This is a genomic window from Pseudomonas sp. HS-18 (assembly GCF_020401845.1).
Taxonomy (GTDB): domain Bacteria; phylum Pseudomonadota; class Gammaproteobacteria; order Pseudomonadales; family Pseudomonadaceae; genus Pseudomonas; species Pseudomonas nitroreducens.
This window is the reverse complement of sequence record NZ_CP084413.1, coordinates 1,387,853-1,413,864: the sequence shown is the minus strand read 5'-3', so window position 1 is coordinate 1,413,864 and position 26,012 is coordinate 1,387,853. Positions and strand designations below refer to the sequence as shown.

The following is a 26,012-nucleotide window of genomic DNA, read 5'->3' as shown; positions in this document are numbered from 1 at the left end:
AGGAAATCCATATGCTCTCTCTGTTCCAGCGGAAACGGCCTGCGGTCGCTGCCGCTCCATCGCCAGCACCCACCACCGACCTCCCGAAAGGGCTGATCTGGCCGGAATCGGCCGCATCGCTGCTGGCGACACCGCGCCGGCAGAAGCTGCTGGAACACATCTGGCAGCGCACCTCGCTCTCGCGCAAGCAGTTCGCCGCGCTGTACCGTGCGCCGCTGGAACGTTATGCCGAGCTGGTCCAGGCTTTCCCTGCCTCCGAAGCGCATCACCATGCCTACCCAGGCGGCATGCTCGACCACGGTCTGGAAATCGTTGCCTACAGCCTGAAGCTGCGCCAGTCTCATCTGCTGCCCATCGGCGCCAGCCCGGAAGACCAAGCTGCGCAAGCCGAAGCGTGGACTGCTGCCATCGCCTACGCCGCCCTGCTGCACGACATCGGCAAGATCGCCGTCGATCTGCACGTCGAGTTGGCCGACGGCAATACCTGGCATCCGTGGCACGGCCCGCTACACCAGCCATACCGCTTCCGCTACCGTGACGATCGCGAGTACCGCCTGCACAGCGCCGCAAGCGGTTTGCTCTACCACCAACTGCTTGACCGAGAAGTCCTGGACTGGCTCAGCAGCTACCCATCACTGTGGGCGCCGCTGCTTTATGTCCTGGCCGGGCAGTACGAGCATGCAGGGGTGCTGGGCGAACTGGTGGTGCAGGCCGACCGGGCTTCCGTGGCCCAGGAACTGGGTGGCGACCCCACACGTGCCATGGCCGCACCCAAGCACGCGCTGCAACGCAAGCTGCTCGATGGCTTGCGCTACCTGCTCAAGGAACAGTTGAAGCTGAACCAGCCGGAAGCCTCCGATGGCTGGCTCACCGAAGATGGCTTGTGGCTGGTCAGCAAAACGGTCTCGGACAAGCTGCGGGCGCACTTGCTATCCCAGGGTATCGACGGCATCCCTGCGAACAACACCGCCGTGTTCAACGTGCTGCAGGACCACGGCATGTTGCAGTCCACGCCGGACGGCAAAGCGATCTGGCGCGCTACCGTGACCAGTTCCACCGGCTGGACTCACTCGTTCACCCTGTTGCGCCTCGCGCCCGCGCTGATCTGGGAATCTGGTGAGCGACCAGCACCCTTTGCAGGGATGGTGACGATCGACGCGGCACTGGCAGGCGAAGCTGCCGAGGCAGCAGCCCCCCTTTCTGCGGACGGCGCGGCGTCAGCCTTGGAAAACCAAAACGCTCCGCCAGTGGAAGGTCGTGGAATCGCATCGGCCCTTCCGCCCAAGGCCCTGGCCATCCCTGACGCCATGGAGGACATGTTGGCGATGGTAGGAATAGGAAACTCGCCAACCAACGATCAGGATGTGGAAACCACCCCGGACGAAGCACCCATCGTTCTCTCGGATGCGCCACTGCCGACCCTGGCCGCCGCTGCGCCTTCGCCGCCGACCTCCACATCCTCGACGGCACAGCCATCCGGCGAACACTTCATGGCGTGGCTGAAACAGGGCATCGCCACGCGGCGACTCATCATCAATGATGCGAAAGCGCTGGTGCATACCGTGAGCGACACCGCCTACCTAGTCAGCCCCGGCGTATTTCAGCGCTATGCCCAAGAACACCCGCAGGTAGGCAAACTGGCCAAACAGGAGAACCTGCAGGATTGGCAGTGGGTGCAGAAGCGCTTCGAGCGACTGCAATTACATCGCAAGCAGCCGAGTGGTTTGAACATCTGGACGTGCGAAGTCACAGGCCCCAGAAAATCGAGGAAGCTACATGGCTATTTACTTATCAAACCACAAATGGTTTTCGATCTTCCGGCCTCAAATAATCCATATCTATTTTTGATTAAATCAAAAACCATCAATTAGTCAAATAACCCATGAGGCTTAAATTTCAATCAGAATTTCCATCAGAAACACTGGAGATGTGAATCGCGTCCGCTCCGTCATCCCCGCCGAGGTAAAGTCGCAGTGCATAAAGTAAATCGGGCGCGCGATCGCTCTTCGGCTTCTGGAGATTGAGTTGCACACGGGAAAAAAGAGGAATATCCGACTGCAAGATGATTTCAGTTACATGCTCAATTTGCTTCGCAAATTCTTTAGTTATTTTTTGATGCGGTTGAAGGAGCATTTTGATTTCAGGGTTGGACGATGCCCGGGTGCGCAGCAGGCCTAGCAAAAGTTCAAGTGGCTCCGTTGTAGAACGAATCCAATTACGCGCAGTCCATTCGTCTTTCTCGTATTTCCGTGGCGGACACTGCTTTATGTTACCAAGCATGATGCTCAGAGTATTCAGAATGCTACGCATGTCCGCGAGGCATATTTTATCAACGAAATTCTGCTCTCGCCAGATGGCGTAAGAAAAAATGCGAAGCACATCGCCTGTCAGATTCTCAACAAGTTTTGATAGCAAATCATATTGCCATTGCTTTGAAACATCACCAAGCGCGAAACCGACCAGGCTCTTTTCAAGAATATTACCATCTCTGATCTTATCGAAGATCAACTGAATGCAGTCGTCAGGCACATCTTTATGCATACAGAAAAGCAGAAATATAATTTCTGCCCTCACTGATTCAGGAAGCTCATCTTCTGACAATAGGGCAACGAGATACTCACAATTAATTTTCATTGCGGCGCTAAAATCTTGCGGGCATTCCGGATCACTGATCGAGCGACCATCACGCCAAACCTGAATGACTGGAAAATAAAGGCTCTTGCGAATATTGGCGACTAAGTCTTTTTCTGATTCCTTATCAAAAAACTTTAAATGCACCGCATCCTTATATGTCGGGCCAGCCACTTTCCAGCCAGAGTATTTCCCTTCGCGCTCTCGAAGCTCGAATGAGATTTCCTGCCCCTCTGAAAAGTCAACGAAATTCAATTCATGAATAAAGCTATTCTGATGGATGAAAACGGAGTCCTCCACTGCATCGCAAGCCGCAAAGGTAAATTTCCCTCCTTTTTTATCAATCTTCCATGCGCTGCTTATTTCACCTGTTATCCGTGGCTTGGGACGGATATAAAGATGGCGGTCAAGCTGTGCAATTCCCCTCTGCATCCAGTCGAGCAAGTCGGTAGTTTCATTACTGCCGGATTTCGGGAAAATCCGCAAATCTGACCACGTTATCGGCGTTGGATATTCTGGCGCGGGGGCATCGCTGATGACGATTTCGTCCATGCGCTGCCACGTTGCCCGCATGGGTCGAATTGATTCTGCGCGTGGAGTGAACACAAGCTTATAAGGGGTGTCTGCGCCGTATTCAAAGGTCAAGTTTAAATCACACAGGACATCACCTTTTAGCGGAAAATCGGGTGAATCGAGACGAGCGGAAAAGCCAAGGTCGTCAGCATTGCTGCCGATGTAGAGTGGGAACGAGTAATGCTGTTTTCCTGCTAGAAGTGTGAATTCTTCAGCAATGGGAATGAACACGGGTTTTCCGCGAACAGGCTTGATAGTTGTCCCACGTGAAACCAAGTGAAAGCGTTGGTAGTGGCCATCTTTCATCACCTTGATTGAAAGTTCTGGGATTTGATCACGCCATAGCGGAATGTCACCTGCTTGTTGCTGGAGGGTATGTAGGCGGACGCCACCTGCAACGGGGCTTCCCGTTAGATTGATGCAGAACGCGAAGCCTCCGATACGCCGATCGCGCTTGAGGTGCTCGGGATCGATGTATCCGCTCCTGCTAGCGGGAATTGCATCGTGCCACCGTTCTTGGGCATCAACCACGCTAATATCGTAGCCTTGAAATTCGGTTCTATTATCATCCGCGTTAGCAATGATAACTGGTGGACAGCGCTCCCAATAAAATCCGCGAGTTATGGGAAGACGTTTTTTCAGGTTCTCGTCGAATTTGGCAAGTAGCTTGACTGCACAGGTCTTGTTGCCAATGGTATCTACAACAACGACGGCATAACCCTCACCCTTTATTTTTTCTGGATCAGCCAGCGCGAAAACTGCTGCCACGCTGCGCGGTAACGGTTCAGCGTTGGAGAAACGAGCATTGAGATTGCGACGGATAAGCTCAAGTTCAAAGTCGTTGAGAAAATCCGGAACCAGCCAGTAGAGTGTGTCATTCCTGAAAATCTCGTGCAGCCGAATAGTGAATGCGCGAGCGGCACGGTCGCAGTTCTCTGATGTGTTGCCTTTGGCAAATAAGAGGTCTGGCCCGGATATGGTTATCGATTGCGGATGAAGCCAAACTGCATCGGAGTGGAAGAGTTCGATGTCGATGCTCTCATCATCGCGCCTCCATTGCTGCCACAGAAACGTATCAGGCAAAGACTGTGCGAATGCACCGTCGCCGCAGTCGTAACTCGGGCGCAAGGACGTGAAATCAACACAAACTGGATCGGTGATTTCACATTGCAGGCTATGCCGCGAAATATTCTTCCTTGATGTATTGAACAAGGGCGGTTTTGAAGACCAGGGAAGTATCTCAAACTTCTCGTAGTCAAAAATAAGCGGCATCTCAGAAAATAGATGTTTTCCGGAAGACCACATTTGCGCGCATTGTCTCCATAAGCGCATCGTTTTGTCACGTGCCTCAACCTGGACAAAGTCGCCAGCGACATCATCATCCAAGGTCTGTAGCCACCGCCATGAATCCCAAATGCGTCGATAATCACGGTGCGAGAGTAGCGTATTATTGGGTGGCAGATTGTCCCAGTTGCCAATCGCTTGGGCTTCTTCGGAGTGCAGCCAAGATTGTATTTTTGGCAGAATCTCGTCTTCATGGCCGAGGTAATCTAGGCGAAATTCAAGCAGTTCAACAAGATGGCGAACAAATGCCTTCAATAGACGATTTTCGGGCAGATCGACAGATTGAAAACGACGCACAGCCTGCATATGAGGCTTACCAGCAAGTTTTTCTCGAATGGTACGCCCTGGGCGATTGCTGAGTTTTATAAAACTGTTAGCGTCGAGCTCGCGCACAGCATGAATGGGCATCAACGCTTGCTCACGACGCGGGCTCTCGTTGAGTGATCTCATTAGATGTTCGAGTGCAGCACGGCTGTGCTCTGTGATACGCCAAAGCCGATCATGGATTATGCTGTTATTTACAGGCTGCGCAATTTTCTTCAAAAAAGAAGACAATGCCTGCGGCAACGCCAAACCTGTTTTCGGATCGAAATCTGCAGCCCGATAAAACCAATCTAATTGTTCAAGTAAGGCGCTAGAAATTTTCTCCTTAGCGCGATAACCCACATAGATTTTTTTTAGATTGACTGTCATGAGTTATGTGGAACCCTTCCGGCATTCGCTTCTAGCTTTTCACTAAGCTCTTTTCGTTGCTCAGGTGTCTTTGCGCTCCAGAGTTTACGGCGTTTGGCTGCATCTGATTCTTTCATAAAAAGTGGATGTGGCTCTTCGCTCCCGTCCGGCGCCAGAGCAGCCGTAGGTTTTTTATCAGAGATAGTATCGCCGGCGTTTAGGTAGTTTGCTGATTGCCAGATAAACTGACCATATCCAAGATCGCAGGCGAGATCGAAATCCTCGGCCAGATTGAATGAGTTACTCCCGATTCCTGTAACGAGCTGTCCACGAATCCTGTCCAGGCACTCCGTCTTGCTCTTGCCGCGTGTATCTATACCCCGCAACTTGGGCATGACCTTCTGCACGAGTTGATCCTCGAAGGCGACATGCATAGCCCTGGCAAGCGCATCTTTATCGGGTGCAGCACGAACATCCGGGTAATTGGCCATGTAGTATTCAATGGATTGCCAAACGCGGTGACCGAGAGCACGGCCTGTGACCGCGAGAGAGGCATTGATTCCTTCAATGAATTTCTTGAACGGGCTGACCTGATCGTCGGAGAAGTTGCTGCCTTGCGCTAGCCAACTCTGCCACGACGTTTTGTGTAGCGCTGGGCCTCGATTTTTGTCATCAAGTGGAGCAAGCTTCAGGCGGCGTTTGAGCTCCGTCGGGCGCGGAAAGTTGATGATGATGGATCGATCAAGCACCTTGTCTGAAAGTGACTTGGTGGTTTCATCTTGGTTCATCGTCCCTGTCCAAAGCACATTGCGACCGAGGGGAAGTTTATAGGGCTCCATGCCTGCGCCGATTTTCACCGGGATGAACGGGACGTCATTACCCTTTCTGCCACGCCGCAGTTCTAGCTTGCTCAAGAAATCCGCAAAATAAAGCTCGGGGTGTGCTAGATTCATCTCATCAAGCAGAACCAGACACACTGCGTCCTGCAATCCTGGATAATCTGCTTGTTTCAACGCTTCAATTAGATTTTTGTCCTTCTCAGGGTCAAGTGCCATTTGCTGATCCGGCGACATACTCTGCCAACGTTTAATACGCTGTTCATATCGTTCGTGGCCTGATATCTGACTTTGCGCGAGAAAGCGCAGCACCGGCTGCGCATCGAACTTGTTGTCTATGGAATTGAAAAAACCCAGCATGGATTCCTGCGAATCCCAATTCGGTTGGACAGACAGCGGCTCGAAATAAATGCCGCCAAAGTGCGAGTAGAGGCGCGGGAGTTCTGATTTTCCGGTTCCAGAAACCCCCGCCAGGACAGTGAGCGGCGACCATTCAGCTGTTTTGAGCGCTGTATGAAAAGCTTTCAAAATACGCGGATTGAAATGTAGCCCATATGTGTCGCAAGCATTGCCAATCCCAGTGAGCCAAGTTAGCTCATCGATCTCGTGCTGCACCGGCTGCTTGACCTTATCCACACTGATGTGCGGCATCTCAATTTCTTTGTAGCGAGCGGCAACTTCAGCGGGGCGCTCATAAGCTGCACGCAAACGGTTGAGTTCGGCTTGTGCTTCGTTGGCTGCTCCCTCGAAGATAGATGCCCTTTGCGCCAGAGATTTGTTCTCGGCGTTGAGCTCCGAGCCTTGACGGCGCAGCTCGCCAATTTCAGCGACCGCAGCCTCATTAGTGGCAAGTTGACGCCGTGCTGTGTGGTGCGGTCTGCTAGGTGAGCACATATGGCTGACAACGGTATGAGCTGTGTGGCATAGGGCAGGCTGCGGCCATCGAAGATTTTTTCTTCTGCAAGCAACTCTGCCGCGCGCTTGAACCCTTGCTCCAGCGCGGGTTCGAACGCCTTGAAATCCGCCAACGGCAGCCGCAGCACGTCGGCACGCTTGCAACTGACGGGCGTGCCCTGTGCCTTGTGCCTTTGATAATTGGCCAGCAGGGTCACGGCAGTGAGAAAGCTGGTGCCGTCCACTGCCGTGAGCACGTCATGCTTGACGGTCAACCGCTCCCGCCGGGCCTCCCAGTCGTCACGCAGATTGAATTCATCGGCTGCGAAGGTGGCCGTCATCAGCTCGAAAACGGTGAGCGTCACGCCGCCGGTATTGACCTTCTCGAACACCTGGCACACGGCTTCGCGTGGCGTGTCCTGAGTCAGCTCGATGGCGGGAACCTTGAACTGCTGGAAGCGTAGCCAGATGTCGTTGCGGAATCGTTGCATGAACTGCATCGCTTCCGCTGCGAACTGGTGATGGGCGCTGAAGCCGCTTTCCCAAGCCATGAAACCCTGAATATCGAAAAGCAATGTCACAGGGAAGAGGCGTTGGCTGTATTGCAAGTCTGGCGTGCTGACGTCCAGCTCAACCTTGCGACCGAAATCGGACGTGACTTGCAGCGTCTCCGGCACCGAGAGAACGGCTTCTTCGCGGTCTGCCGATTCGTCCAGGCATTGGGCCATGTCAAGGAAATACAGGCGGCGAATGTTCGCGCCTTTCTCCGTGCGCGTCGGCACGGGCTGGCCGCTGCGCAGCGCCAGGTACATCGAGGTCAGGCGTTGCTGACCATCAAGTACGAGGGTCTTTGGAGTAGGCGCAGGCTGCAGGTTGACGCCGGCAAACAGCCGGGGCTTGAACGGTACCCCACCTGCTTCCAGAAACATGACCGCGCCGATCGGGTAGGACAGCGAGAGGCTCGCGATCAACGACCGAATATGGTTGTCATCCCACACCCAGCCGCGTTGGAAGTCAGGAAGCTGGATTTGCCCCGATGCGATTCCATCGAGGACATCTTTCAATGCGGGTTCGGCGGTGCGAAAGCTCATGCGGGTCCTTGTAATCAAATACTTTTTTCATCGGGCAGCACGACGAGAAATGCCACCACCTCGAAGTCGTCACTGCCAGCGAACTCGCCCTTCATGGCGTGCGTGCCGCCAGGTGTGAAGAGGCTGGCAACGGCCCGTTCCTCATGCTTGCCGGCGACGGATGCCACGGCCGCCGCGAGCAGCTTCTGGGCGTGGCGCATGTCCTCACCGCTTTTTGTCGCCTTGTCGAAGCGCGCGCAGGCACTGTCATCCGGCCGTTCTCGCCCCAGCGCCAGGCGCTTGAGGCGATCCAGGATGCGCTTGGCCTGCGGGTAGGGCAGCAATACGTGGCCGTCATCGCCGACATGCACCAGGTAGTGCGGCGCGAGCGGGTAGTCGGACGACGCGGCGGATTTTGCCGTCGGGCCGCAGGCTTGTAGGCAAAAGATCACTCCAGGGGGAATGTCGGCATCCAGCGTGGTGGTGACCGCAAAAGCCCCAAGCGGCTGGGTGTCCAGCTTGCCGGGGTGGCTTTTAAGGAACTGCGCGAGGTCGATGCGGAAGTCGGTCAGGGTGAGGTCGGTGATCGCCACGCCGGTGGACAGATCTTCCATGTCGATCACCGTGTCCTGCAGCTTGAGCAGTTGCTTGCGCCGGTACTCCAGATCGTTCATGGCGTTGCCGGACTGCTGTTCGATCAGGTTTTCTTCGCCGGTGGCCGAGATATCGAGCAGCACCATGCGCCCGCTGACGCGCTGTTCCAGGTTGATGTATTCCTCCAGTTCCATGTTGGGCCAGAAGTTCACGAGCTGGATGCGTTGGTTGGGCGAGCCTATGCGGTCGATACGCCCGAAGCGCTGGATGATGCGCACCGGGTTCCAGTGAATGTCGTAGTTAATCAGCCAGTCGCAGTCTTGCAGGTTCTGCCCTTCAGAGATGCAATCGGTGGCGATCAGCAAGTCGATTTCGCCTTCATCCGCCAGGTCTTGCGGGCGCTCCTTGGCGCGCGGCGCGAAGGCTGAGAGCACGTCTCCCATGTTCTTGCGCAGACCTGGCAAGGTGGACTGGATGCCGGCGCTGCCGGTGACGACCGCTGCGTGCATGCCCTGCTTATCCCTGGCCCAGGGGGCAAGTTGGGCGTAGAGATAGTGCGCCGTGTCCGAGAAGGCGGTGAACACAATGATCTTGCGGTTGGCTTTACCATCGTGGGTGTTGATGGGTTCGGCGCATTTGCGGGCAATCATGTCGCGCAAGGCTGCCAGCTTGGCATCACGGGCGGCATCCACTTGGCGCGCTGCAGCCAGCAGAGTCGCCAGGCGGTTGCGGTCTTCCAGTAGGTCCTGCTTCCAGCGGATCAGATCCACATCGCCCAGCAGCACCTTGACTTTGCGACCGACCAGCAAGGTCTCAAACGCCGGGTCGTCGATATCGACGTCGGCAATGTCGATTGCGGAAGTTGTGCGACTCGTCGATCACCACCAGGTCGTAATTACCCCAGTTCACATGTGACAGGTCGATGTCACCTGAGAGGCCGCCATCGCGCGACAAATCGGTGTGGTTGAGCACGTCGTAGTTAAAGCGATCAGCTGCAAGGATGTTGCGTTTGTCGTTGGCCTTGTAGAGCGTCCAGTTGTCGCGCAGGCGTTTGGGCGCCAGCACCAGAACGCGGTCGTTGCGCAGCTCGTGATATTTGATGATGGCCAGAGCTTCAAAGGTTTTACCCAGCCCTACACTGTCGGCGATGATGCAGCCGCCAAAGCGGTTCAGCTTGTCGATGGCACCCACCACACCATCGCGCTGAAACTTGAACAGCTTCTTCCATACCACGGTATTGCGAATGCCGGTGGCTGACTTGACGATGCGCTCCTCGTCCATCTCGTCACCGCTGTCCTGAAACAAGCGGTGCAGCATCAAGGTGTAGATGGTGAAGGGATCGCGGTGCTCACCCAGGCCTCGCAGCGCCTCAAGTACGGATTCGTGCTCTTCTCCCTGACCCTCGGAGTCGGTTGAAGCAGTAGTTTGCAAGGCTGCCCACTGGTGATCGAACCATTGGGCGAGCTGCGCGGCTTCCTCGGCCGTTTCTGACGCCTGAATCAGGTTCAATGGGTTGCCTGGCGTCAGTCCAAGGCCAGACGTGTTGAAGGCAAACGAGCCCAGGACCACTTGTGCAGGAGCCCCGTCCGGGCCGCGCATGACAGCAGCCCCCTGTGGCACCGACCTCGATGCCCGCCGGAGCGCCACTTTTTCACTGATCCATTTCGCGCACTGATTGGCCAGCCAACGTGCCTGCAGACGATTGCGCGCTGCACGGTCGCCCTCCGTTCCCAAGAATTCAAGTGCCTCGTTATCAGGAGGCACAATCAATTGAACTTGATCCAAAGCGGATAACGCCTCCCGAATTTCCGCAAAGGCGTAAAGCGAGAACGAAGGCGTTACACAGTCGAGTCGGTTGCCGTGTTTTAGATGGGGCCTCATCAAGTCGATGACGCGCTGTGTTCCGGTGTTTTGGATCAGCTTCATAGTCGTTTCCGTTCAGTCAGCAATCGACATTTCTGCACTCGGCGATGCATACCCTGGCGCAAGCACTGCATTGCGCACGCCATAAATGGCGAGATGGTCTTTCAACCAGAGCCGATATTCAGGGCCGCGCAGGCTGTGGTCAGGGGAGCAGTCCACACTCCACTTGCGCAGGATGTAGCCGGCCGTGGCGGCTCGCAGCTTCATGTGCAGCACGCCGCCCTGCATGCCGTAGTCCATTTCAGTGATTTCGGGTCGGGGCTGATCTGGATGGGGCACCAGTTCCAGCTCGACGATCCGGGTCCACTGAATGTCTTGATCGCTCATCTCATGGGGAGCCACTGACTGGTCCTTGAGGATGACGGGACGTTTGATCCGGGTGATGACGAAGTCCCGGAAATCCTGGGACTTGCGATCGAAGGCGCGAACGTGCCAGCGCAGACCGTTGTCGATCAGCGCGAACGGGACGATCTCCCGCGCGGTGCGGCCACTGGAGATGGAGTGGTATTCGATACCCAGGGGGCATTCGTAATGGATGGCCCGAGTGACGCTCGCCAGGATTGCTAGGTCAGGGTGAGTGAGCCGGGACGGGCTCTCGCTGGCCACCCACGCCTTGATGTGCATCGGTTCACCGTCGCCAAACCCCTGCGTCAGCCACGACAACACTCGCTCGGGTGGGAAATCGAAGATCGGCTGGAAGCTCGAACCCAGGACGTAGAACTTGCCTTTGCCGTCGTAGTCGATATTGCCCGGTGCCAAGTCCTTGTACAGCGCCAGATCCCTGGACGCGGCAGCGGACTGGATACCAAAACGCGCGACCAAGTCCTGGCGGCGCATCTCCCCAATGAAGCGCAGACGCAATTCCACGAACGCGAGGCGGTCACGCTGTGGTTGGGTTAGATCGGCAAGCTGTTCGTGGGGCATCCTGGCTGGCTCGTTCGGGTTAGCGAATGCTTATGCAGATTTCTGCCGAAAGTATATGGTCTGTGTGGAAAGACGTCTATAAATCCAAGTTGATTCGCTAGTTAGCTGCATTGTGATAACCATTTTTGAGGCGCAAATGAGCGATCCGGCGTGGACTGGCGTGCATCCAGCAGGTCACTGCGGACGAGAACTGGTGCGAATAGATCGCTGATACGGAACAGGAGCACGGCCCATGGAACTGCGACACCTTCGCTGCTTTGTGGCTCTCGCAGAAGAGCTGCACTTCACACGGGCCGCAGAGCGCCTGCATATCGAACAGCCACCGCTGTCCCGCGCCATCAAGGAGCTTGAGGATGATCTGGGTGTGGTGCTTTTCGAGCGCAACCGCCGAGGCACGGTACTGACCGAGGCGGGTGCAACGTTCCTGAAAGATGTGCGCAGGGTGTTCGCCGTCCTCAAACAGGCTCAGGAGAACGTCCGGGCGGTCGCTGCGGGCTTGAGCGGAAGCCTTCGCATCGCCGTATCCGACGGCGCAATCGATCCCAGGCTGTCGGCCCTCTTGGCCCGCTGCCGCGAGGAAGAGCCGGAGATCGAGATTCGCCTGTCCGAAGTGCCGTTGGCCGATCAGTTGCGTGGTTTGCGCTCAGGCGACTTCTCGATCGGGTTTGCGCACACGGCGGAAGTCGGCGACGGCATCGTTACCGAGCCACTCTGGCACGATCCGCTGGTGGTTGCCGTGCCCGCCCGGCATCCTTTGCTTTCACACAAGGCTGTTCCGCTGCATCAGCTTGCGAGCTACCCACTGGTCTTATGCGATCCGCAAGTATGCGAAGGCTACCATCGTGAACTGGCGCGGCTGCTGCGACCTTTGGAGCGTCCCCCTGACGTCGCCGAGCACGTGTCTTCATTGGACATGATGCTCACCCTGGTCGGTGCCGGCTACGGGGTGGGCTTCATCACCGAAACCAGGATCGCGGCGAGCCTGCGCCCCGATGTGGTGATCCGCCCTCTGGCCATGGATTCCGCAGTCATCACGACCTACTTGCTACGGCCCGCCGGCGAGGACTCGCCGGTGTCGGTGGAGCGGTTCATCGCACGCCTGCGCGCGCATTCGGACGATTGATCGGCAGCGGCCAGGACTGGCTGCCTGAAGCCTGCCAGCGCGGTATCCGGGGGAGAAGTCTCGTCAATGATGTTCACTGGTGGTAAAATTTCAGGGTACTTACGCTCGTCGCAACCCGTGAGAAAGCAAGCGCCATGAATGTTGGACAAGCCATTCGACTGTGCCGAACGCAACGGGGCGTCTCTCAAAGCACCATTGCGAACCGAGCCAATTGCTCCGTGTCGTACTTGTCGATGCTTGAGAACAATAAGCGCGACCCGACACTTTCGACGGTTACAAGAATTGCCGAGGCATTGCATGTGCCTGTCGGCCTGCTGTTCGTTCTGGCTGCCGACCAAAGCGAACTGGGTGCGATAGACGAGCACGTCGCCGATCAGTTAATGCAGTCTGCGCTGGCATCACTGGGAGCATCGGCCAACATGACAGCGCAGGTGGGAGGCCACTATGGCTAATGCCGAACAACTCAAGGCGTTGGTGAAATCCCATATCGAGCGGGATGACCAGCATTTCTATTCTGTTGCCATGCAGGTCGCGGCCCGTGAAGCGAAGGTAGGTCACGGCAAGCTTGCCGAAGAACTCCGCGACATGATCGACGCGGCAAAAGCCCGTGTCGCGCCGGGTGGCCCCGAGGGCAAACTGGTGCCGTTGGCTCGTCCTCGCGGTGAGTTGGCAAACTTGCTGACGGTTTCCTATCCGAAGAATCGTCTGTCGGACATGGTGCTCGATGCGGAGATGGCCGAACAACTTGGTCGCATCATGAAAGAGCAGAGGCATCATTTGCGCATCCGCGAGCATGGCCTGTCGCCAAGACGCAAACTGCTGCTGGTCGGGCCACCGGGCACCGGCAAGACGATGACCGCCTCTGTGTTGGCCGGTGAACTTGGCATTCCGCTGTTCTCCGTTCGACTGGATGCACTGATCACCAAGTTCATGGGGGAGACCGCCGCCAAGCTGCGCCAAATATTCGATGCCATCAATGATGTGCGAGGCGTCTACTTCTTTGACGAGTTCGACGCCATCGGCTCACAAAGAGGGCTGGCTAATGACGTGGGTGAGATTCGGCGGGTACTGAACAGTTTTCTGCAAATGATCGAGAGCGACCAATCCCATAGCTTGATCGTTGCAGCAACGAACCATGTTGAGATCCTTGACTACGCGCTTTTTCGCCGATTTGATGACGTGATCGAGTATCGGCTCCCGAGCGCGCCGCAGGCTACCAAGCTGATCCAGTCGCGGCTTGGGAAGTTCGCGCCCAAGCCCTTTCCGCTCAAGGCCATCACAGCCAAGGCAGAAGGCTTGAGCTACGCGGAGATCAGACGTGCCGTAGATGAATCCATCAAGGAAGCCGTGATGCACGACGAGGAGCGCGTAAAAGCAGATGTGCTGACACGTGCTTTCGATGAGCGCCGCAAATTAAGTCTCAGAATGAACAACAAGAAGGTCGCACCGAGCAATGCCGGATCAACTACAAGCTAAGCGCCCACATTTCATTCTTCGAGACACATCTCAAGCCGTCGAGTTCAAAGCGCACTCTGCTGGCGGTGGATCGACACGCAGCGTGCCGACGTTGCCCCGGCAGCAGCACGGTGCATCCCTTCGCGACCAGGTTGAAAACTTGAAGCCCGCTGCAGCAGAGGCGGTGCAAGGTCAGCGAGACCTGCAACTGGAAAGCGGGTTGGGCTTGCAAATCCAGTTTTCCAGCCAACCTGATGTCGAGTTGGCATTCGAGAGCTTGGCGAACGAAACCAGGAACATTGAACTTCTCAGTGTTCGCCGCGAAGGCAACCAGACCTTCGCCAATGTCTTCGTTCCTGATGGAAAGCTGGCGCACTTCGAGAAATACATATCCGACTATCTGGAGGAGAAGAAGGACAGTCGCGGTCAAGCACGCGATCACCGGAAGTTGTTGGATGCCATCGAATCCATCCGAACTGCAGAAATCAGGGCTCTGTGGACTGACGCTCCCGAACTGCTGCCTGACGATCTTGCGACCGCCTTCTGGTGGGAGGTATGGCTTCCGGTTCGAGGGGCGGGGCAGCGGCAAGTCGTTGTAGAAGACTTCAAGAAGCTTGCTCGATTGGCGGAATGTGTCGTCAGTGACAAGCAGGTCAATTTTCCCGAACGCACGGTGTTGTTGATGTATGGGTCGCAGCAGCAGTTCTCGCGGTCGGTGATGACGCTGAACTGTGTCGCTGAACTTCGCTACGCCAAGGAGACGGCCGAGTTCTTCGACGGCATGGGCATCAGTGAACAACGGGAGTGGGCGGACGACTTGCTGCGTCGCGCCCAGTTGAGGCCATCAGGCGACACCGCTCCGCGAGTCTGCTTATTGGATTCCGGCGTGACGCGCGCGCATCCGCTCTTGGAGCCGTTGATGGATGCGAGCGATTTGCATACCGTGGAGCCAGCCTGGGGCGTGGATGATGAGGCCAATCATGGCACTGGCTTGGCGGGCTTGGCTGCCTATGGCGATCTCACAGACGCCCTGGCGTCTGCGGATTCGATCAACGTCCCTCATCGGCTGGAGTCGGTCAAGCTGATACCGGCGGAAGGTGCGAATGAAGGCGATGCGCGCCACCATGCTTACCTTTTCATGGAAGGCGTTGCGCGGCCTGAAATCTCCGCTCCGAATCGGTCGCGCGTGTTCGCTTCGGCGGTGACAGCCTCGGACTACCGTGATCGTGGTCGTCCTTCCTCGTGGTCTGCTGCCGTCGATAGCCTTGCTGCGGATACCGATGGGGTCGGTGAAAGCCCGCGTCTGTTCGTGCTGTCCGCCGGCAACACGCGCGACCCCAATGCATGGGCGGGGTATCCAGATAGCCTTTCCACCAATCTCGTGCATGACCCTGGCCAGGCATGGAACGCGATCACGGTGGGCGCTTTTACCGACAAGATCGACACGGAAGGTCATCCTTCCTTGAAGCCCGTTGCCGAAGCCGGCGGCCTCAGCCCTTTCACGACAACAACCAGGACGTGGGATCGCGCATGGCCCTTGAAACCCGAAGTGGTGCTGGAAGGAGGCAATGCAGCCAAGGATGAGCTGGGGGCGGTAGGCATGGCCAGCCTGAACTTGTTGACGACCCATAACCAGCCGTTGGATCGCTTGTTCACTACCAGCAATGCCACCAGTGCCGCATCGGCATTGTGCGCGGGAATGGCGGCGCAGATCATGGCGGCCTATCCGCACCTCCGACCTGAAACCGTGCGTGCGTTGCTGGTACATTCGGCGCAATGGAGCGAGGCCATGCGGGGGATGTTCTTGCCCGCAGCGCCCAACAAGGACGACTACGTTCACCTGATTCGCCATTGCGGCTGGGGAACCCCGGACTTGAACCGCGCGCTCTGGAGTGCGGGAGACTCGCTGACCCTACTGGTTGAAGACGTGGTGCATCCTTATGCGAAGGTTCAGGGCAAGGGCATCGTGACGCGCGACATGAATCTGCACTCCTTGCCTTGGCCGAAGGATGAGTTGGAGGCGTTGCAGGACACGCCCGTCGAGATGCGCATCACGCTCTCCTACTTCATCGAACCCAATCCATCAGCGCGTGGTGTTGCATCAAAGTATCACTACCCTTCGCATCGCCTGCGATTTGATGTGCAGCGTCCGCTTGATGCATCCACCGAGAATTTTGTCGCACGGGTGAATGCGGCAGCGCAGCGCGAGGATGAGGGTGACCCTGTGAACCCCTCAGATCCCAATTGGCTGTTGGGCGAACGGCAGCGGCATCGTGGTTCGCTGCATCAGGATGTCTGGAAAGGTACGGCGGCTGACTTGGCCAGCCGTGGCTTCATTGCTGTGTATCCTTCGGCTGGGTGGTGGCGGACACGGCCTGCGCTGGAACGTTATGGCCTGCCGGCGCGATATAGCTTGGTGGTATCCATTCAGACCCAGCAGACGGACGTTGATCTTTACGCTGCTATTTCCCAGAAAATCCCTGTGGCTAATGTTGTGGTTGTCGATACGTAAGAGGCATTCCAGTGTTCCGCTGTCGGGCTAAGCACCCGCCCGGCGCCGTTGGCTGCGACAGCTTGCGCTGCCAATATCCGAAAAGACACTTACGACCGCTATGCCGAATCTTGCGGCTCACTGCCCGCGCTGAGGTTCTTTTCAGTCGCGGCCATCAATTCGCTGGCGCTTATCCCGAGTGCGGTTTTATAGGGGCAAGATCATCAGCATGCGACCACTGGACGACGGCCCCTACGAAATCGTGACGCACCTGCATAGGCCCCAGGGGCAAGCGAACCCTGTTTCCGAACGGTTCGAGCGCAGGGCACTGCAGATCGCAAAAGCGCTCCCTTCCTGATCGCAGTGGCTGTCGGTAGCTGCCAGCAGAGGGCGGTGGATTTATGCCTTTCGCCAAGAGGGGTGATGTGGTACATTCAGAGGCCACTTCTGGTTTTAATAACCAGAAAAAATCTTTATTAATCAATGGGTTGGCTGCTTTGGGTGATTCCCATCGCCCGCTCCAGAATCACCCAGCAAAAGCCCCCGGCAGCGTGAGTTGCCGGGGGCTTTTGTGCTTTTGGCGCCGCCAAACCGGCTCTTGTAGAATCCTCGGCATCCCTACAGCCCGGATCCTGCCGTATGCCCGCCTCCGCCCCGCACCGGCAATCGCTGTCCTGGCTCCTGCTCACCCTACTCCTTCTATTGGTCCGTCCCGCCTGGGCTGCCCAGGTGGTCGATGCCGCGAGCGTCACCACCCGGCCCCTGACGCTGACCGCCTATGTCTCCGTCCTCGAAGACCCGAGCCGCAGTCTGACGCTGGCGGACGTGCAATCCTCTGCGCAGCAAGCCCTTTTCAAGGCCAATCAGCCACCCGGCAGTGCGCTGGCGATGGGTTTTACCCGCTCGGCCTTCTGGCTGAAGTTGCAGCTGAGCAATCCCGGCGATGCCCCGTTGCAGCGCCTGCTGGTGGTGGAGAACCCGCGTATCTCCCATGTGCAGATGAACATCCCGCAGGCAGATGGCAGCGTCAGGACGATCAACACCGGCAGCGACGTCCCGCAGAGCAGCAAGGTCTACCCGAACCGCAACTTCGTCTTTCCGCTGAACCTGCCCGCGCACTCCGAACAGGTGCTGTACCTGCGGGTCGAGTCGAGTATCGGCCTGCTGGTGCCGCTGCAGTTGTGGCCGGTGAAGGCGTTCCACGCCTACGAACGCGATGACTACACCGGCAAGGCCTGGTACTTCGGCATCGCGGTGGCAATGATCCTGTTCAACCTGATGCTGCTGTTCGCCCTGCGCGACCCAATCTACCTGCTGTACGTGGTCTTCGTTAGCTGCACGGCCGGGGCGCTGGCGATCAAGAACGGCCTCGCTCCGGACTGGTCGATCTTCGGCGAGCCGCTCAATTCCAACGTGGTCTACTACTCCGGCGTGTCGATGGCCCTGGCAGCGCTGCTGCTGTTCGCCCGCCGGATGATGCAGTTCGAGCGGATACTGCCGCGCCTGGACCGGGTACTGCGCGGGATGATCCTGGCCTATCTGCTCAGCCCCGTCGCCTATGCGCTGGCGCTGCCGTATTTCTCCCGCGCCGGCATCCTGCTGAACTTCGCCACGGCGGTGATCCTGCTCATCGGTGCCGGCGTTGCCGCCTTCAAGCGCCAGCGCAGCGCGTTCTTCTTCCTCGCGGCCTTCGCGCTGCTGATGCTGGGCGGGGCGATGACCTCGCTGCGCGCCATGGGCATCGTGCCGACCAACCTGTTTACCGTGGACGGCCTGCAACTGGGCTCGGCGATGGAGATGATCGTGCTGGCCTTCGCCCTCGCCGACCGCTTCAACGTCATGCGCCGGGAGAAGGCCAGGGTGCAGGAGGAATTGATCCGTACCCAGCAACAGCTTGTGGATAACCTGCGCAGCTCCGAGCACGAGCTGGAACTGCGCGTCGCCGAGCGCACCGATGAACTGCGCGAGCTGAACAACCAGCTGGAGGCCATGAGCCTGACCGATGCCCTCACCGGCATTGCCAACCGGCGCCGCTTCGACCAGCTACTGGAGCAGGAATGGGACCACGCACGTCGCTCCGGTGAGGCTCTGGCCCTGGCGATCATCGATGTGGACTGGTTCAAGCGCTACAACGACCACTACGGCCACCCTGCCGGCGACGCCTGCCTGCGCGACATTGCCCGGACGCTGGCGGCCACGGTCAACCGCTCCACCGACCTGGTGGCACGCTATGGCGGCGAGGAGTTCGTTTTCCTCGCGCCGATGACCGACCTCGCCGGCGTGCGCGGCATGGCGAACAAGTTGCTGCAAGCGGTGGAAGCACTCGCCCTGCCCCACGAGCTGTCGCCGTTGGGGCGGGTGAGCGTGAGCATCGGCGTCGTAGCTGCGGTACCGAGTTCGGAATGCTCCGCCGAGATGCTGGTGCAGCAGGCGGATGCGGCGTTGTATGAGGCGAAGAAGCAGGGGCGCAATCAGGTAGAGGGCTGACAGGCAGTCGATCGCTCCGCCGTCCTACACCCGGCTCAGCACTTTCATGGTGGTCGGCGAATATTTCAGGTGCGGGCTCGCTGGCACACCAGTATCCTACTGGATACAGGTTCAGCATGACCTATCAGCTAAAGCAAACTGCCCAGTTTGATCACTGGCTTTCTGAGCTCCGCGCCCCCCGCGGGAAAGTCGCAATCCTGCGTCGGCTGGACCGTATCCGGTCCGGTCATTTCGGCGACATCCGCTCGGTGGACATCGGTGTCTCGGAAATCCGACTGGATGTCGGCCCTGGCTATCGCGTCTACTTCACGCGCCGTGGCGACGTGCCGATCCTGTTGCTGTGTGGCGGCGACAAAACATCCCAGCAGCGCGATATCAAGCTGGCGCAGCAACTGGCGGGAGCAATTGAATGGCCATTGAACTGAGCGACTTCGACACTAGCCACCACCTCGACAATGAGGAGGTCATTGCCGAATACCTGTCCCAGGTCCTGTCTGACGGCGATACCGATGAGCTGCTACTCGCCATCGGCAACATTGCCAAGGCGCGCGGCATGACCAAGATCGCCAATGACTCGGGACTGGGCCGGGAGAGCCTGTACAAGGTCTTTGCGCCCGGAGCCAAGCCGCGCTTCGAGACGGTCATGAAGGTCATGCGCGCGCTGGGTGTCGAGTTGCAGGCAATTCCCGCCAGCAGCGGGAAATGAGGGACAGTCCCGTCCCCGCCCCGTCACTTGCTCATGCCCCCGCCTTCACTCTATCCCTCTCCTTCAGCAACGCCTGAATCACCTGCTCCTGTTCCTCATACCCACCCTCCCCGATCGACAGATGGCGCACGCGTCCCTGGGCATCGATGAAATAGTGCGCCGGCCAGTACTGGTTGGCGAAGGCGTTCCAGATCCGGTACTGGTTATCCAGCGCCACGGGGTAGTGGATATCGTGCTGTTTCACCGCTTCGCGAACGTTGGCGGGTACGCGTTCGAAGGGGTACTCCGGGGTATGCACGCCGATCACCATCAGGCCCTGGTCGGCGTACTTCTTCGCCCAGGCGTTCACATACGGCAGGCTGTGCTGGCAGTTGATGCAGTCGTAGGTCCAGAAGTCGATCAGCACCACCTTGCCGCGCAGGTCGCGCAGGCTCAGTTCGGGGCTGTTGATCCACTCCACCGCGCCTTGCAGTTCGGGAGCCGGGCCGAGGTCGGGCAGGCGTTCGGCGCCGTGGGCCAGGTCGCCGGGCATCAGTTGGCTGATCAGCGCGGGCACGCCGTCGATGACCTTGCGTTCCAGGCTGTTCACCAGCCTGGACGAACCGCCGGAAGCCAGTTGTGCGCTGGTGCCGCTGGCGATGCCGACCACGGCCAGCAGGGCGAGCACACCAGTGGCGCGGCGCAGACCCTCGATGACGCCCATGCGCGGCCGCAGCTGCTGCATCAGCCGGCGCCCGGCGAAAAGCACGATACCGAGCACCGTGGCACTGCCCAGACCGTAGGCAAACAGCAGCAAACTGGTCTGCGCGCTCGGGCCTTGCAGCATGGCGCTGGAGAGAATCAGCCCCAGCACCGGGCCGGCGCAGGGCGCCCACAGCAGGCCGGCGGCAAAGCCCATCACCCACGCGGAGAACGTCGGCGGCATGCGCCGGGCTTCACCGTGCAGACGATCGCCGATCCAGGCCCAGGGGCGCGCCAACCAATCGCTGAAGCGCGGCCAGAGCAGCGCCAGTGCAGAGACCGAGAGCAGCACCAGCGCAAACCACCGGCCCCATTCGCTGGCGGCAATCACCCAATTGCTGGAGACGGTCGCCAGGCTCGCCAGCACCGCGAAGCCGCTGGCCAGGCCAAGCAGCGTGACCCACGGCGACCACGCCGGGCCGCCGGCACGCTGCAACAACAATGGAAGCACGGGAAGGATGCAAGGGCTGAGCAGGGTCAGCGCCCCGCCGAGAAAGGCGATGAGCAGCATGGAAACCTCGATGGGCCGCCGGCCCGTGGGCTTTTTCTGGAGTGAACAGCGGGAAAAAACGCCGCGGCCATCCGTGGCTGCGGCTCGGGGGAATCAGCCGCCTTCGTTGCAGTCGGTGGCGAACTTGCGGTAGGCCAGGCTGTGCGGCTGGCCGTGGGAATCCAGGTAATCCATGCGGGCGTTGACGATGCCGCAGTCAAAGGGCGACGCCGCCTCTTCCTGGATAGCAACGACCTTCTTCACGTCCAGTTTCTGGCCGTAGTGATACTGCTCAACGGGCTGCGTGTCGGCAGCCTGGGCGCCGAAGCTGGCGAAAGCGGCGAGGGAAGCGAAGAGGCAAGCGTTGGCGATATGAAAGGCTTTCATGGGGGTTCTCCTGTCCTGTGTCGGGTTTGGCCGGCGAGGGCTGTGTGCCTCGCCGTTGGTGCCCATTTCACGTTCAGGAGGTATCGGGCTTGTGTCGCGCAGGCCCTTGGTTTGCTGCGCCGGGTATCGGAGGCCGGCCTGGATACAGTGGAATACAAAGCACGGCAGGCAAGCGTGGCGCTGCGCTATAAACTCGCCTCAACCCACTGTGAATGAGGCACCGGCATGGACCATGTCGATCACGTACTGATCGTCGACGACGACCGCGAGATCCGCGAGTTGGTCGGCAACTACCTGAAGAAGAACGGCCTGCGCGTGAGCCTGGCGGCGGATGGCCGGCAGATGCGCGCCTTCCTCGACGCCAACTCGGTCGACCTGATCGTGCTCGACATCATGATGCCCGGCGACGACGGCCTGAAGCTGTGCCGCGAGCTGCGCGTGGGCAAGCACAAGTCCACACCGGTGCTGATGCTCACCGCGCGCAACGACGAGACCGACCGCATCATCGGCCTGGAGATGGGCGCCGACGACTACCTCACCAAGCCCTTCTCCGCCCGTGAACTGCTGGCACGAATCAACGCCGTGCTGCGCCGCACGCGCATGCTGCCGCCGAACCTGCAGGTCAGCGAGGCGAGCCGGCTGATCGGCTTCGGCCGCTGGAAGCTGGACACCACCGCGCGCCACCTGCTCGATGAAGACGGCACCCTGGTCGCCCTGAGCGGCGCCGAGTACCGCCTGCTGCGCGTGTTCGTCGATCATCCGCAGCGTGTGCTCAGCCGCGAGCAATTGCTGAACCTCACGCAAGGCCGCGAGGCGGACATCTTCGATCGCTCCATCGACCTGCTGGTCAGCCGCCTGCGCCAGCGCCTGCTGGATGACGCCCGCGAACCCGCCTACATCAAGACGGTGCGCAGCGAAGGCTACGTCTTCGCCCTGGCCGTCGAACTGCTCGAGCCCAACGCATGAAATCCGTCCTGCACTGGCCACGCACGCTGGCCGCGCGCCTGGCGCTGATCTTCCTCGCCGGGCTGGTGTTCGCCTACAGCCTGTCATTCTGCTCGCAGTTCTACGAGCGCTACCAGAGCGCGCGCAGCATGATGCTGGGCAACCTGGAAACCGACGTCAGCACCGCCGTCGCCCTGCTCGATCGCCTGCCGCTGGACGAGCGCGAGCGCTGGCTGCCCATGGTGCAGCGGCCCAACTACCGCTACCGCCTGGATGGCGGCCAGCCCGGCGAGCCGATGAACATGGCGCAGGCGCCCATGGCGGCGACCTCCATCGCCGACGCCATTGGCCCACGCTACGGGCTGCGCTTCGAGAACATCCCCGGCTCCATCCCGCACTTCCAGGTGCACCTGAAACTGGCCGACGGCATGCCGCTGACCATCGACGTGACGCCCAAGGGCGTGCCCGTGGCGCAATGGCTGCCCTGGGTACTGATCGTCCAGCTGGCATTGCTGCTGTTCTGCACCTGGCTTGCCGTGCGCCTGGCGATTCGCCCGCTGACGCGGCTGGCCCAGGCCGTGGACCACCTCGATCCGGACGCCCCCGCGCCCGAACTGGACGAGCGCGGTCCCAGCGAAGTCGCCTACGCCGCCCGCGCCTTCAACGCGCTGCAAGGTCGTATCAGCGCGTACCTCAAGGAGCGCATGCAACTGCTGGCGGCCATTTCCCATGACCTGCAGACGCCCATCACGCGGATGAAGCTGCGCGTCGAGCAGATGGACGACTCGCCCGAACGCGAGCGCCTGTGGAGCGACCTCGAAGAGATGCAACACCTGGTCCGCGAAGGCGTGGCCTACGCACGCAGCATGGACGGCGCCAGCGAGGCGGCGGTCAAGGTCGACTTCGATTCATTCCTCGACAGCCTCGTCCTCGACTACCAGGACAGCGGCCAGGACGTGGAGCTTCAAGGCAGCAGCAACGTGGTGCTGGAAACCCGCCCCCACGCGCTGCGCCGGGTGCTCACCAACCTGGTGGACAACGCGCTGAAGTTCGGCGGCGCCGCCCAGGTGCAAGTCGAACGCGATGCCCAGGGTGTCGTGTGTATCCGTGTTCTCGACGACGGCCCCGGCATCCCCGAGGAGGAACTCGCCGAGGTGTTGAAACCCTTCTACCGGGTGGAAAGCTCGCGCAACCGCGGCACCGGCGGCACCGGCCTGGGGCTGGCGATTGCCCAGCAACTGAGCCAGGCCCTGGGCGGCACGCTGAGCCTGTCCAACCGCGCCACGGGGGGGCTGTGCGCGCAGCTGGAGTTGCGCCCCGCCAGCTGAGGCTGCGCTTGAGCGAGGTGTACACAGAGATACAAGACGGCCTTCCCCGGACACATCCGGTATAAGGCCCGTCGCCAAGATGGCTCCACGAACAGCGGCGGCAACCCGCCCGCCGCGTTCCCCAAAGGAGCCTGCCATGATCCGTCCCGCCGAAAACGCCAGCCTGCATGGCTGGCGCCTGTTCTCCCTGCTGTCCGCCCTGGTGCTGCTCGCCACCGCATTGGCCCTATGGAGCCAACCGCAATGGGTCGAGGCCCTGCGTAGCGCGATCCGTGTCACCGCCCGCACGTCCTTCGCGCTCTTCCTCGCCACCTTTCTCGCCTCGTCCCTGATGGCAGTGGTACCGAGCGGCTTCACCCGCGGCCTGCTGCGTGAGCGACGCTTCCTCGGGCTGGCCTTCGCCTTCTCCCACTCCGTGCACGCGGTGCTGATCATCCTCTATGTGAAATTCTTCCCCGAGACCTTCTGGCACGGCCGCAGCGCCGCCGCGAACATCCCCGGCTCCGTCGGCTATGTCTTCATCATCCTGCTGACACTCACGTCTTTCTCCTACGCAGTGAGACTGCTCGGCGCCCGTGCCTGGAAACTGCTGCACAGCACCGGCACCTGGGTGATCGCCGGGGTGTTCCTGCTCTCCTTCTACAAACGCCTGCCGATGGGCTCCTGGTACCCGCTGGGCTTCGGCCTGATCTTCAGCGCCATCGCCTTCAAGCTCGTCGCCAAGCTGGCCGTGCACCTGCGCCGTAGCGCGCGCCCCGCGCTGCCGAACGCCTGAGCCTCGACTTCATCGACGACCGGGCTATTGCCGCCCACCCAAGCCTTGCCCACGACCTTGCCCAAGAGGTGCACCATGACCCTGCTGACCCTGAACCCGATCAAGACCGTCCTCGACCAACTCGACCGCCTCGCCGCCTGGGGCTGGGACATTCCCCTGCGGCTGTTCCTGGCCTGGGAGTTCTTCGAATCAGGCCTGGAGAAATGGCATGGCGACAACTGGTTCGAACAGATCCACGCCAGCTTCCCCTTCCCCTTCAACCACTTCTCCGCCGGCTTCGACTGGCAGGTATCGATGTGGGCCGAACTGATCGCGCCGATCCTGCTCCTGCTCGGCGTTGCCACGCGCTTCGCTTCCGCGTCGCTGATCGTCGTCACCCTCGTCGCCATCGCCGCGGTGCACTGGCCGGCGCAGTGGTCGACCTTGTCCGAGCTCGCCCAGGGCTATTCGATCACCGACCACGGCTTCGGCAACTACAAGCTGCCGCTGATCTACCTGGTCGCACTGCTGCCGCTGCTGTTGAAAGGTGCGGGAGCGCTGAGTGTGGATGGAATGATCCGCCGGCTGTATCGCTCGCACAGCTGACCCTGGCTTCGGACAAGGGAAAGGCAGGTTTGCCTTTCCCTTGTCGCTTCCGCAGCAGACGCCCCCATTACTTGCGCGCAAACAGCGACGCCAGAGGCAACTTGGTGATGGCAAAACCCAGCAATAACAGCAGCGAATAGAGCGCCAGGCGGGTGGAAATCGCTTGCCCCTCGTACCAAGCCCCGATGATCACCGCAAAAACAGGGAAAATGATGAACACAAAGGACAGGACCACAGGGCTCAGTCGTTTCAACAAGAAGAAGTAGACGAGGAAACCACCCACCGAGGCGCACAGCCCGAGGTATGTCAGCGCCCACCAGGACCTGGCGGCTATCTGCGAAAACGACGGCTGCTCCACCAGCAATCCGAGGACGAACAGCGCCAACCCGGCAATGCCGATGGGCAGAGTGTTGTAGGTAACGACGCTGATCGCCGAGCCTCTCTGCTTGGTCACCACATAACACAGGGCATGCATCAGCGCGGCGGCAAGGATGGCCAGCACACCAATGAAACCCTGGTGTTCGAAACCCAGGCCCTGCTCACGAAGAATCATGTACAGGCTGGCAAAGCCGATGGCGATGCCGATCACCTGGAGTGTCTGAATCCTTTCCCGCAGGAATATCGCCGAGAAGATCAGGATGAAGACGGGCATGCAACTGAACAGCAGCGCTGTCAGCCCTGAGGAAACCAGGGTCTCGCCGTAGTTGAGGAGGAAGTACGGCACACCGAAGTAGCAAAGCGTGACGAAAATGAAGAAGCCCCGGCTTTGTCGAGGGAAGACAATCGCATCACCGCGCATCCGGGCGAATGCCAGGAACAATGGAAAGGCAATCAGGAAGCGCAGACCGGATGCCGTCAGCGGTGGCACCGTTTCAACGGCGATGCGGATACCCAGCCAGGTCGTGCCCCAACTGAGGCAGACAGTCAGGAACAGCGCGGCCGTCACGGCACCTGCCAGCCAACTCTTCCGGGCAATAGGAGTGAGTTCCTGGGAAGCGGAAATGGTCATGACAGCAGCTCCAGATAGCGCTATGGATG

19 protein-coding genes and 2 pseudogenes are annotated in these 26,012 nt (G+C 59.4%); 13 read left to right on the top strand and 8 right to left on the bottom strand.

The window, feature by feature from the left end:
* The first annotated feature begins 11 nt into the window (after positions 1–11).
* Positions 12–1,871: a MobH family relaxase gene (mobH, locus tag LDJ84_RS06620; protein WP_033981969.1), complete on the top strand. Its 1,860-nt coding sequence runs from the start codon at positions 12–14 to the stop codon at positions 1,869–1,871.
* A 25-nt stretch (positions 1,872–1,896) separates the two neighbouring features.
* Here the strand turns inward: mobH and LDJ84_RS06615 are convergent, their stop codons facing one another.
* The 5 genes and pseudogenes from LDJ84_RS06615 to LDJ84_RS06590 form a co-directional block, all read right to left on the bottom strand.
* Positions 1,897–5,241 (bottom strand): DUF2357 domain-containing protein, encoded by a 3,345-nt coding sequence (locus tag LDJ84_RS06615; protein WP_033981972.1) that lies wholly within the window; start codon positions 5,239–5,241, stop codon positions 1,897–1,899.
* Positions 5,238–6,707, bottom strand: a complete 1,470-nt coding sequence (locus LDJ84_RS06610) for an McrB family protein (RefSeq protein ID WP_226046100.1) — start codon at positions 6,705–6,707, stop codon at positions 5,238–5,240. The genes LDJ84_RS06615 and LDJ84_RS06610 overlap by 4 nt, the downstream gene beginning before the upstream one ends.
* Entirely contained in the window at positions 6,647–8,041 is a 1,395-nt protein-coding gene (locus LDJ84_RS06605; protein WP_226046099.1) for a DUF262 domain-containing protein, read from the bottom strand. The genes LDJ84_RS06610 and LDJ84_RS06605 overlap by 61 nt, the downstream gene beginning before the upstream one ends.
* Positions 8,042–8,055: 14 nt before the next feature.
* Positions 8,056–10,540 (bottom strand): annotated as a pseudogene (locus tag LDJ84_RS30780) (helicase-related protein).
* A gap of 12 nt (positions 10,541–10,552) precedes the next feature.
* A complete protein-coding gene (locus tag LDJ84_RS06590; RefSeq protein ID WP_088142968.1) occupies positions 10,553–11,461 on the bottom strand; it encodes a WYL domain-containing protein in 909 nt (302 codons plus the stop codon).
* Positions 11,462–11,693: 232 nt separating this feature from the next.
* Here LDJ84_RS06590 and LDJ84_RS06585 point away from each other — a divergent pair, with 232 nt between their 5' ends.
* The 8 genes and pseudogenes from LDJ84_RS06585 (at position 11,694) to LDJ84_RS06550 (ending at position 19,723) form a co-directional block, all read left to right on the top strand.
* On the top strand, positions 11,694–12,584 hold the full coding sequence (locus LDJ84_RS06585; RefSeq protein ID WP_033982007.1) for a LysR family transcriptional regulator: 891 nt from the start codon (positions 11,694–11,696) through the stop codon (positions 12,582–12,584).
* A gap of 134 nt (positions 12,585–12,718) precedes the next feature.
* On the top strand, positions 12,719–13,036 hold the full coding sequence (locus LDJ84_RS06580) for a helix-turn-helix domain-containing protein (protein WP_023464296.1): 318 nt from the start codon (positions 12,719–12,721) through the stop codon (positions 13,034–13,036).
* A complete protein-coding gene (locus LDJ84_RS06575; protein WP_033982009.1) occupies positions 13,029–14,060 on the top strand; it encodes an AAA family ATPase in 1,032 nt (343 codons plus the stop codon). The genes LDJ84_RS06580 and LDJ84_RS06575 overlap by 8 nt, the downstream gene beginning before the upstream one ends.
* A complete protein-coding gene (locus LDJ84_RS06570; RefSeq protein ID WP_034004688.1) occupies positions 14,038–16,551 on the top strand; it encodes a S8 family peptidase in 2,514 nt (837 codons plus the stop codon). The genes LDJ84_RS06575 and LDJ84_RS06570 overlap by 23 nt, the downstream gene beginning before the upstream one ends.
* Positions 16,552–16,750: 199 nt before the next feature.
* Positions 16,751–16,888, top strand: a pseudogene (locus tag LDJ84_RS06565) (LysR family transcriptional regulator); the annotation flags it as partial.
* Positions 16,889–17,169: 281 nt separating this feature from the next.
* A complete protein-coding gene (locus LDJ84_RS06560; RefSeq protein WP_226046096.1) occupies positions 17,170–19,017 on the top strand; it encodes a diguanylate cyclase in 1,848 nt (615 codons plus the stop codon).
* Positions 19,018–19,133: 116 nt separating this feature from the next.
* Positions 19,134–19,442: a type II toxin-antitoxin system RelE/ParE family toxin gene (locus LDJ84_RS06555; protein ID WP_226046095.1), complete on the top strand. Its 309-nt coding sequence runs from the start codon at positions 19,134–19,136 to the stop codon at positions 19,440–19,442.
* Complete coding sequence (locus tag LDJ84_RS06550) at positions 19,427–19,723, top strand: addiction module antidote protein (RefSeq protein WP_037011255.1); 297 nt, start codon at positions 19,427–19,429, stop codon at positions 19,721–19,723. The genes LDJ84_RS06555 and LDJ84_RS06550 overlap by 16 nt, the downstream gene beginning before the upstream one ends.
* A 31-nt stretch (positions 19,724–19,754) precedes the next feature.
* On the opposite strand, the gene LDJ84_RS06545 is transcribed toward LDJ84_RS06550, so the two are convergent.
* Both LDJ84_RS06545 and LDJ84_RS06540 read right to left on the bottom strand, forming a co-directional pair.
* Positions 19,755–20,975 carry a cytochrome c biogenesis protein DipZ gene (locus LDJ84_RS06545; protein WP_226046094.1) on the bottom strand — a complete coding sequence of 407 codons (1,221 nt, stop codon included), beginning with the start codon at positions 20,973–20,975 and terminating at the stop codon, positions 19,755–19,757.
* A gap of 93 nt (positions 20,976–21,068) precedes the next feature.
* The gene (locus LDJ84_RS06540; protein ID WP_226046093.1) at positions 21,069–21,341 is read right to left on the bottom strand and encodes a DUF2790 domain-containing protein; all 273 of its coding nucleotides are present in this window, start codon (positions 21,339–21,341) and stop codon (positions 21,069–21,071) included.
* A gap of 225 nt (positions 21,342–21,566) precedes the next feature.
* Between LDJ84_RS06540 and LDJ84_RS06535 the strand changes: the two genes are divergently transcribed.
* The 4 genes from LDJ84_RS06535 to LDJ84_RS06520 all read left to right on the top strand — a co-directional run bounded on the left by LDJ84_RS06535 (position 21,567) and on the right by LDJ84_RS06520 (position 24,974).
* Positions 21,567–22,307, top strand: a complete 741-nt coding sequence (locus LDJ84_RS06535) for a response regulator (protein WP_024767564.1) — start codon at positions 21,567–21,569, stop codon at positions 22,305–22,307.
* Positions 22,304–23,614: an ATP-binding protein gene (locus LDJ84_RS06530; RefSeq protein WP_226046092.1), complete on the top strand. Its 1,311-nt coding sequence runs from the start codon at positions 22,304–22,306 to the stop codon at positions 23,612–23,614. The genes LDJ84_RS06535 and LDJ84_RS06530 overlap by 4 nt, the downstream gene beginning before the upstream one ends.
* Before the next feature lie 136 nt (positions 23,615–23,750).
* Positions 23,751–24,389 carry a hypothetical protein gene (locus LDJ84_RS06525; protein ID WP_226046091.1) on the top strand — a complete coding sequence of 213 codons (639 nt, stop codon included), beginning with the start codon at positions 23,751–23,753 and terminating at the stop codon, positions 24,387–24,389.
* Positions 24,390–24,464: 75 nt separating this feature from the next.
* Positions 24,465–24,974 (top strand): DoxX family protein, encoded by a 510-nt coding sequence (locus LDJ84_RS06520; RefSeq protein ID WP_084358315.1) that lies wholly within the window; start codon positions 24,465–24,467, stop codon positions 24,972–24,974.
* Between the two features lie 67 nt (positions 24,975–25,041).
* On the opposite strand, the gene LDJ84_RS06515 is transcribed toward LDJ84_RS06520, so the two are convergent.
* Complete coding sequence (locus LDJ84_RS06515) at positions 25,042–25,983, bottom strand: DMT family transporter (RefSeq protein WP_226046090.1); 942 nt, start codon at positions 25,981–25,983, stop codon at positions 25,042–25,044.
* Positions 25,984–26,012: the final 29 nt, after the last annotated feature.

Excerpts from the sequence above, each read along its gene's own strand:
- mobH (WP_033981969.1), top strand. The coding sequence starts at position 12 with ATGCTCTCTCTGTTCCAGCGGAAACGGCCTGCGGTCGCTGCCGCTCCA.
- LDJ84_RS06615 (WP_033981972.1), bottom strand. The coding sequence starts at position 5,241 with ATGACAGTCAATCTAAAAAAAATCTATGTGGGTTATCGCGCTAAGGAG.
- LDJ84_RS06610 (WP_226046100.1), bottom strand. The coding sequence starts at position 6,707 with ATGCCGCACATCAGTGTGGATAAGGTCAAGCAGCCGGTGCAGCACGAG.
- LDJ84_RS06605 (WP_226046099.1), bottom strand. The coding sequence starts at position 8,041 with ATGAGCTTTCGCACCGCCGAACCCGCATTGAAAGATGTCCTCGATGGA.
- LDJ84_RS06590 (WP_088142968.1), bottom strand. The coding sequence starts at position 11,461 with ATGCCCCACGAACAGCTTGCCGATCTAACCCAACCACAGCGTGACCGC.
- LDJ84_RS06585 (WP_033982007.1), top strand. The coding sequence starts at position 11,694 with ATGGAACTGCGACACCTTCGCTGCTTTGTGGCTCTCGCAGAAGAGCTG.
- LDJ84_RS06580 (WP_023464296.1), top strand. The coding sequence starts at position 12,719 with ATGAATGTTGGACAAGCCATTCGACTGTGCCGAACGCAACGGGGCGTC.
- LDJ84_RS06575 (WP_033982009.1), top strand. The coding sequence starts at position 13,029 with ATGGCTAATGCCGAACAACTCAAGGCGTTGGTGAAATCCCATATCGAG.
- LDJ84_RS06570 (WP_034004688.1), top strand. The coding sequence starts at position 14,038 with ATGCCGGATCAACTACAAGCTAAGCGCCCACATTTCATTCTTCGAGAC.
- LDJ84_RS06560 (WP_226046096.1), top strand. The coding sequence starts at position 17,170 with ATGCCCGCCTCCGCCCCGCACCGGCAATCGCTGTCCTGGCTCCTGCTC.
- LDJ84_RS06555 (WP_226046095.1), top strand. The coding sequence starts at position 19,134 with ATGACCTATCAGCTAAAGCAAACTGCCCAGTTTGATCACTGGCTTTCT.
- LDJ84_RS06550 (WP_037011255.1), top strand. The coding sequence starts at position 19,427 with ATGGCCATTGAACTGAGCGACTTCGACACTAGCCACCACCTCGACAAT.
- LDJ84_RS06545 (WP_226046094.1), bottom strand. The coding sequence starts at position 20,975 with ATGCTGCTCATCGCCTTTCTCGGCGGGGCGCTGACCCTGCTCAGCCCT.
- LDJ84_RS06540 (WP_226046093.1), bottom strand. The coding sequence starts at position 21,341 with ATGAAAGCCTTTCATATCGCCAACGCTTGCCTCTTCGCTTCCCTCGCC.
- LDJ84_RS06535 (WP_024767564.1), top strand. The coding sequence starts at position 21,567 with ATGGACCATGTCGATCACGTACTGATCGTCGACGACGACCGCGAGATC.
- LDJ84_RS06530 (WP_226046092.1), top strand. The coding sequence starts at position 22,304 with ATGAAATCCGTCCTGCACTGGCCACGCACGCTGGCCGCGCGCCTGGCG.
- LDJ84_RS06525 (WP_226046091.1), top strand. The coding sequence starts at position 23,751 with ATGATCCGTCCCGCCGAAAACGCCAGCCTGCATGGCTGGCGCCTGTTC.
- LDJ84_RS06520 (WP_084358315.1), top strand. The coding sequence starts at position 24,465 with ATGACCCTGCTGACCCTGAACCCGATCAAGACCGTCCTCGACCAACTC.
- LDJ84_RS06515 (WP_226046090.1), bottom strand. The coding sequence starts at position 25,983 with ATGACCATTTCCGCTTCCCAGGAACTCACTCCTATTGCCCGGAAGAGT.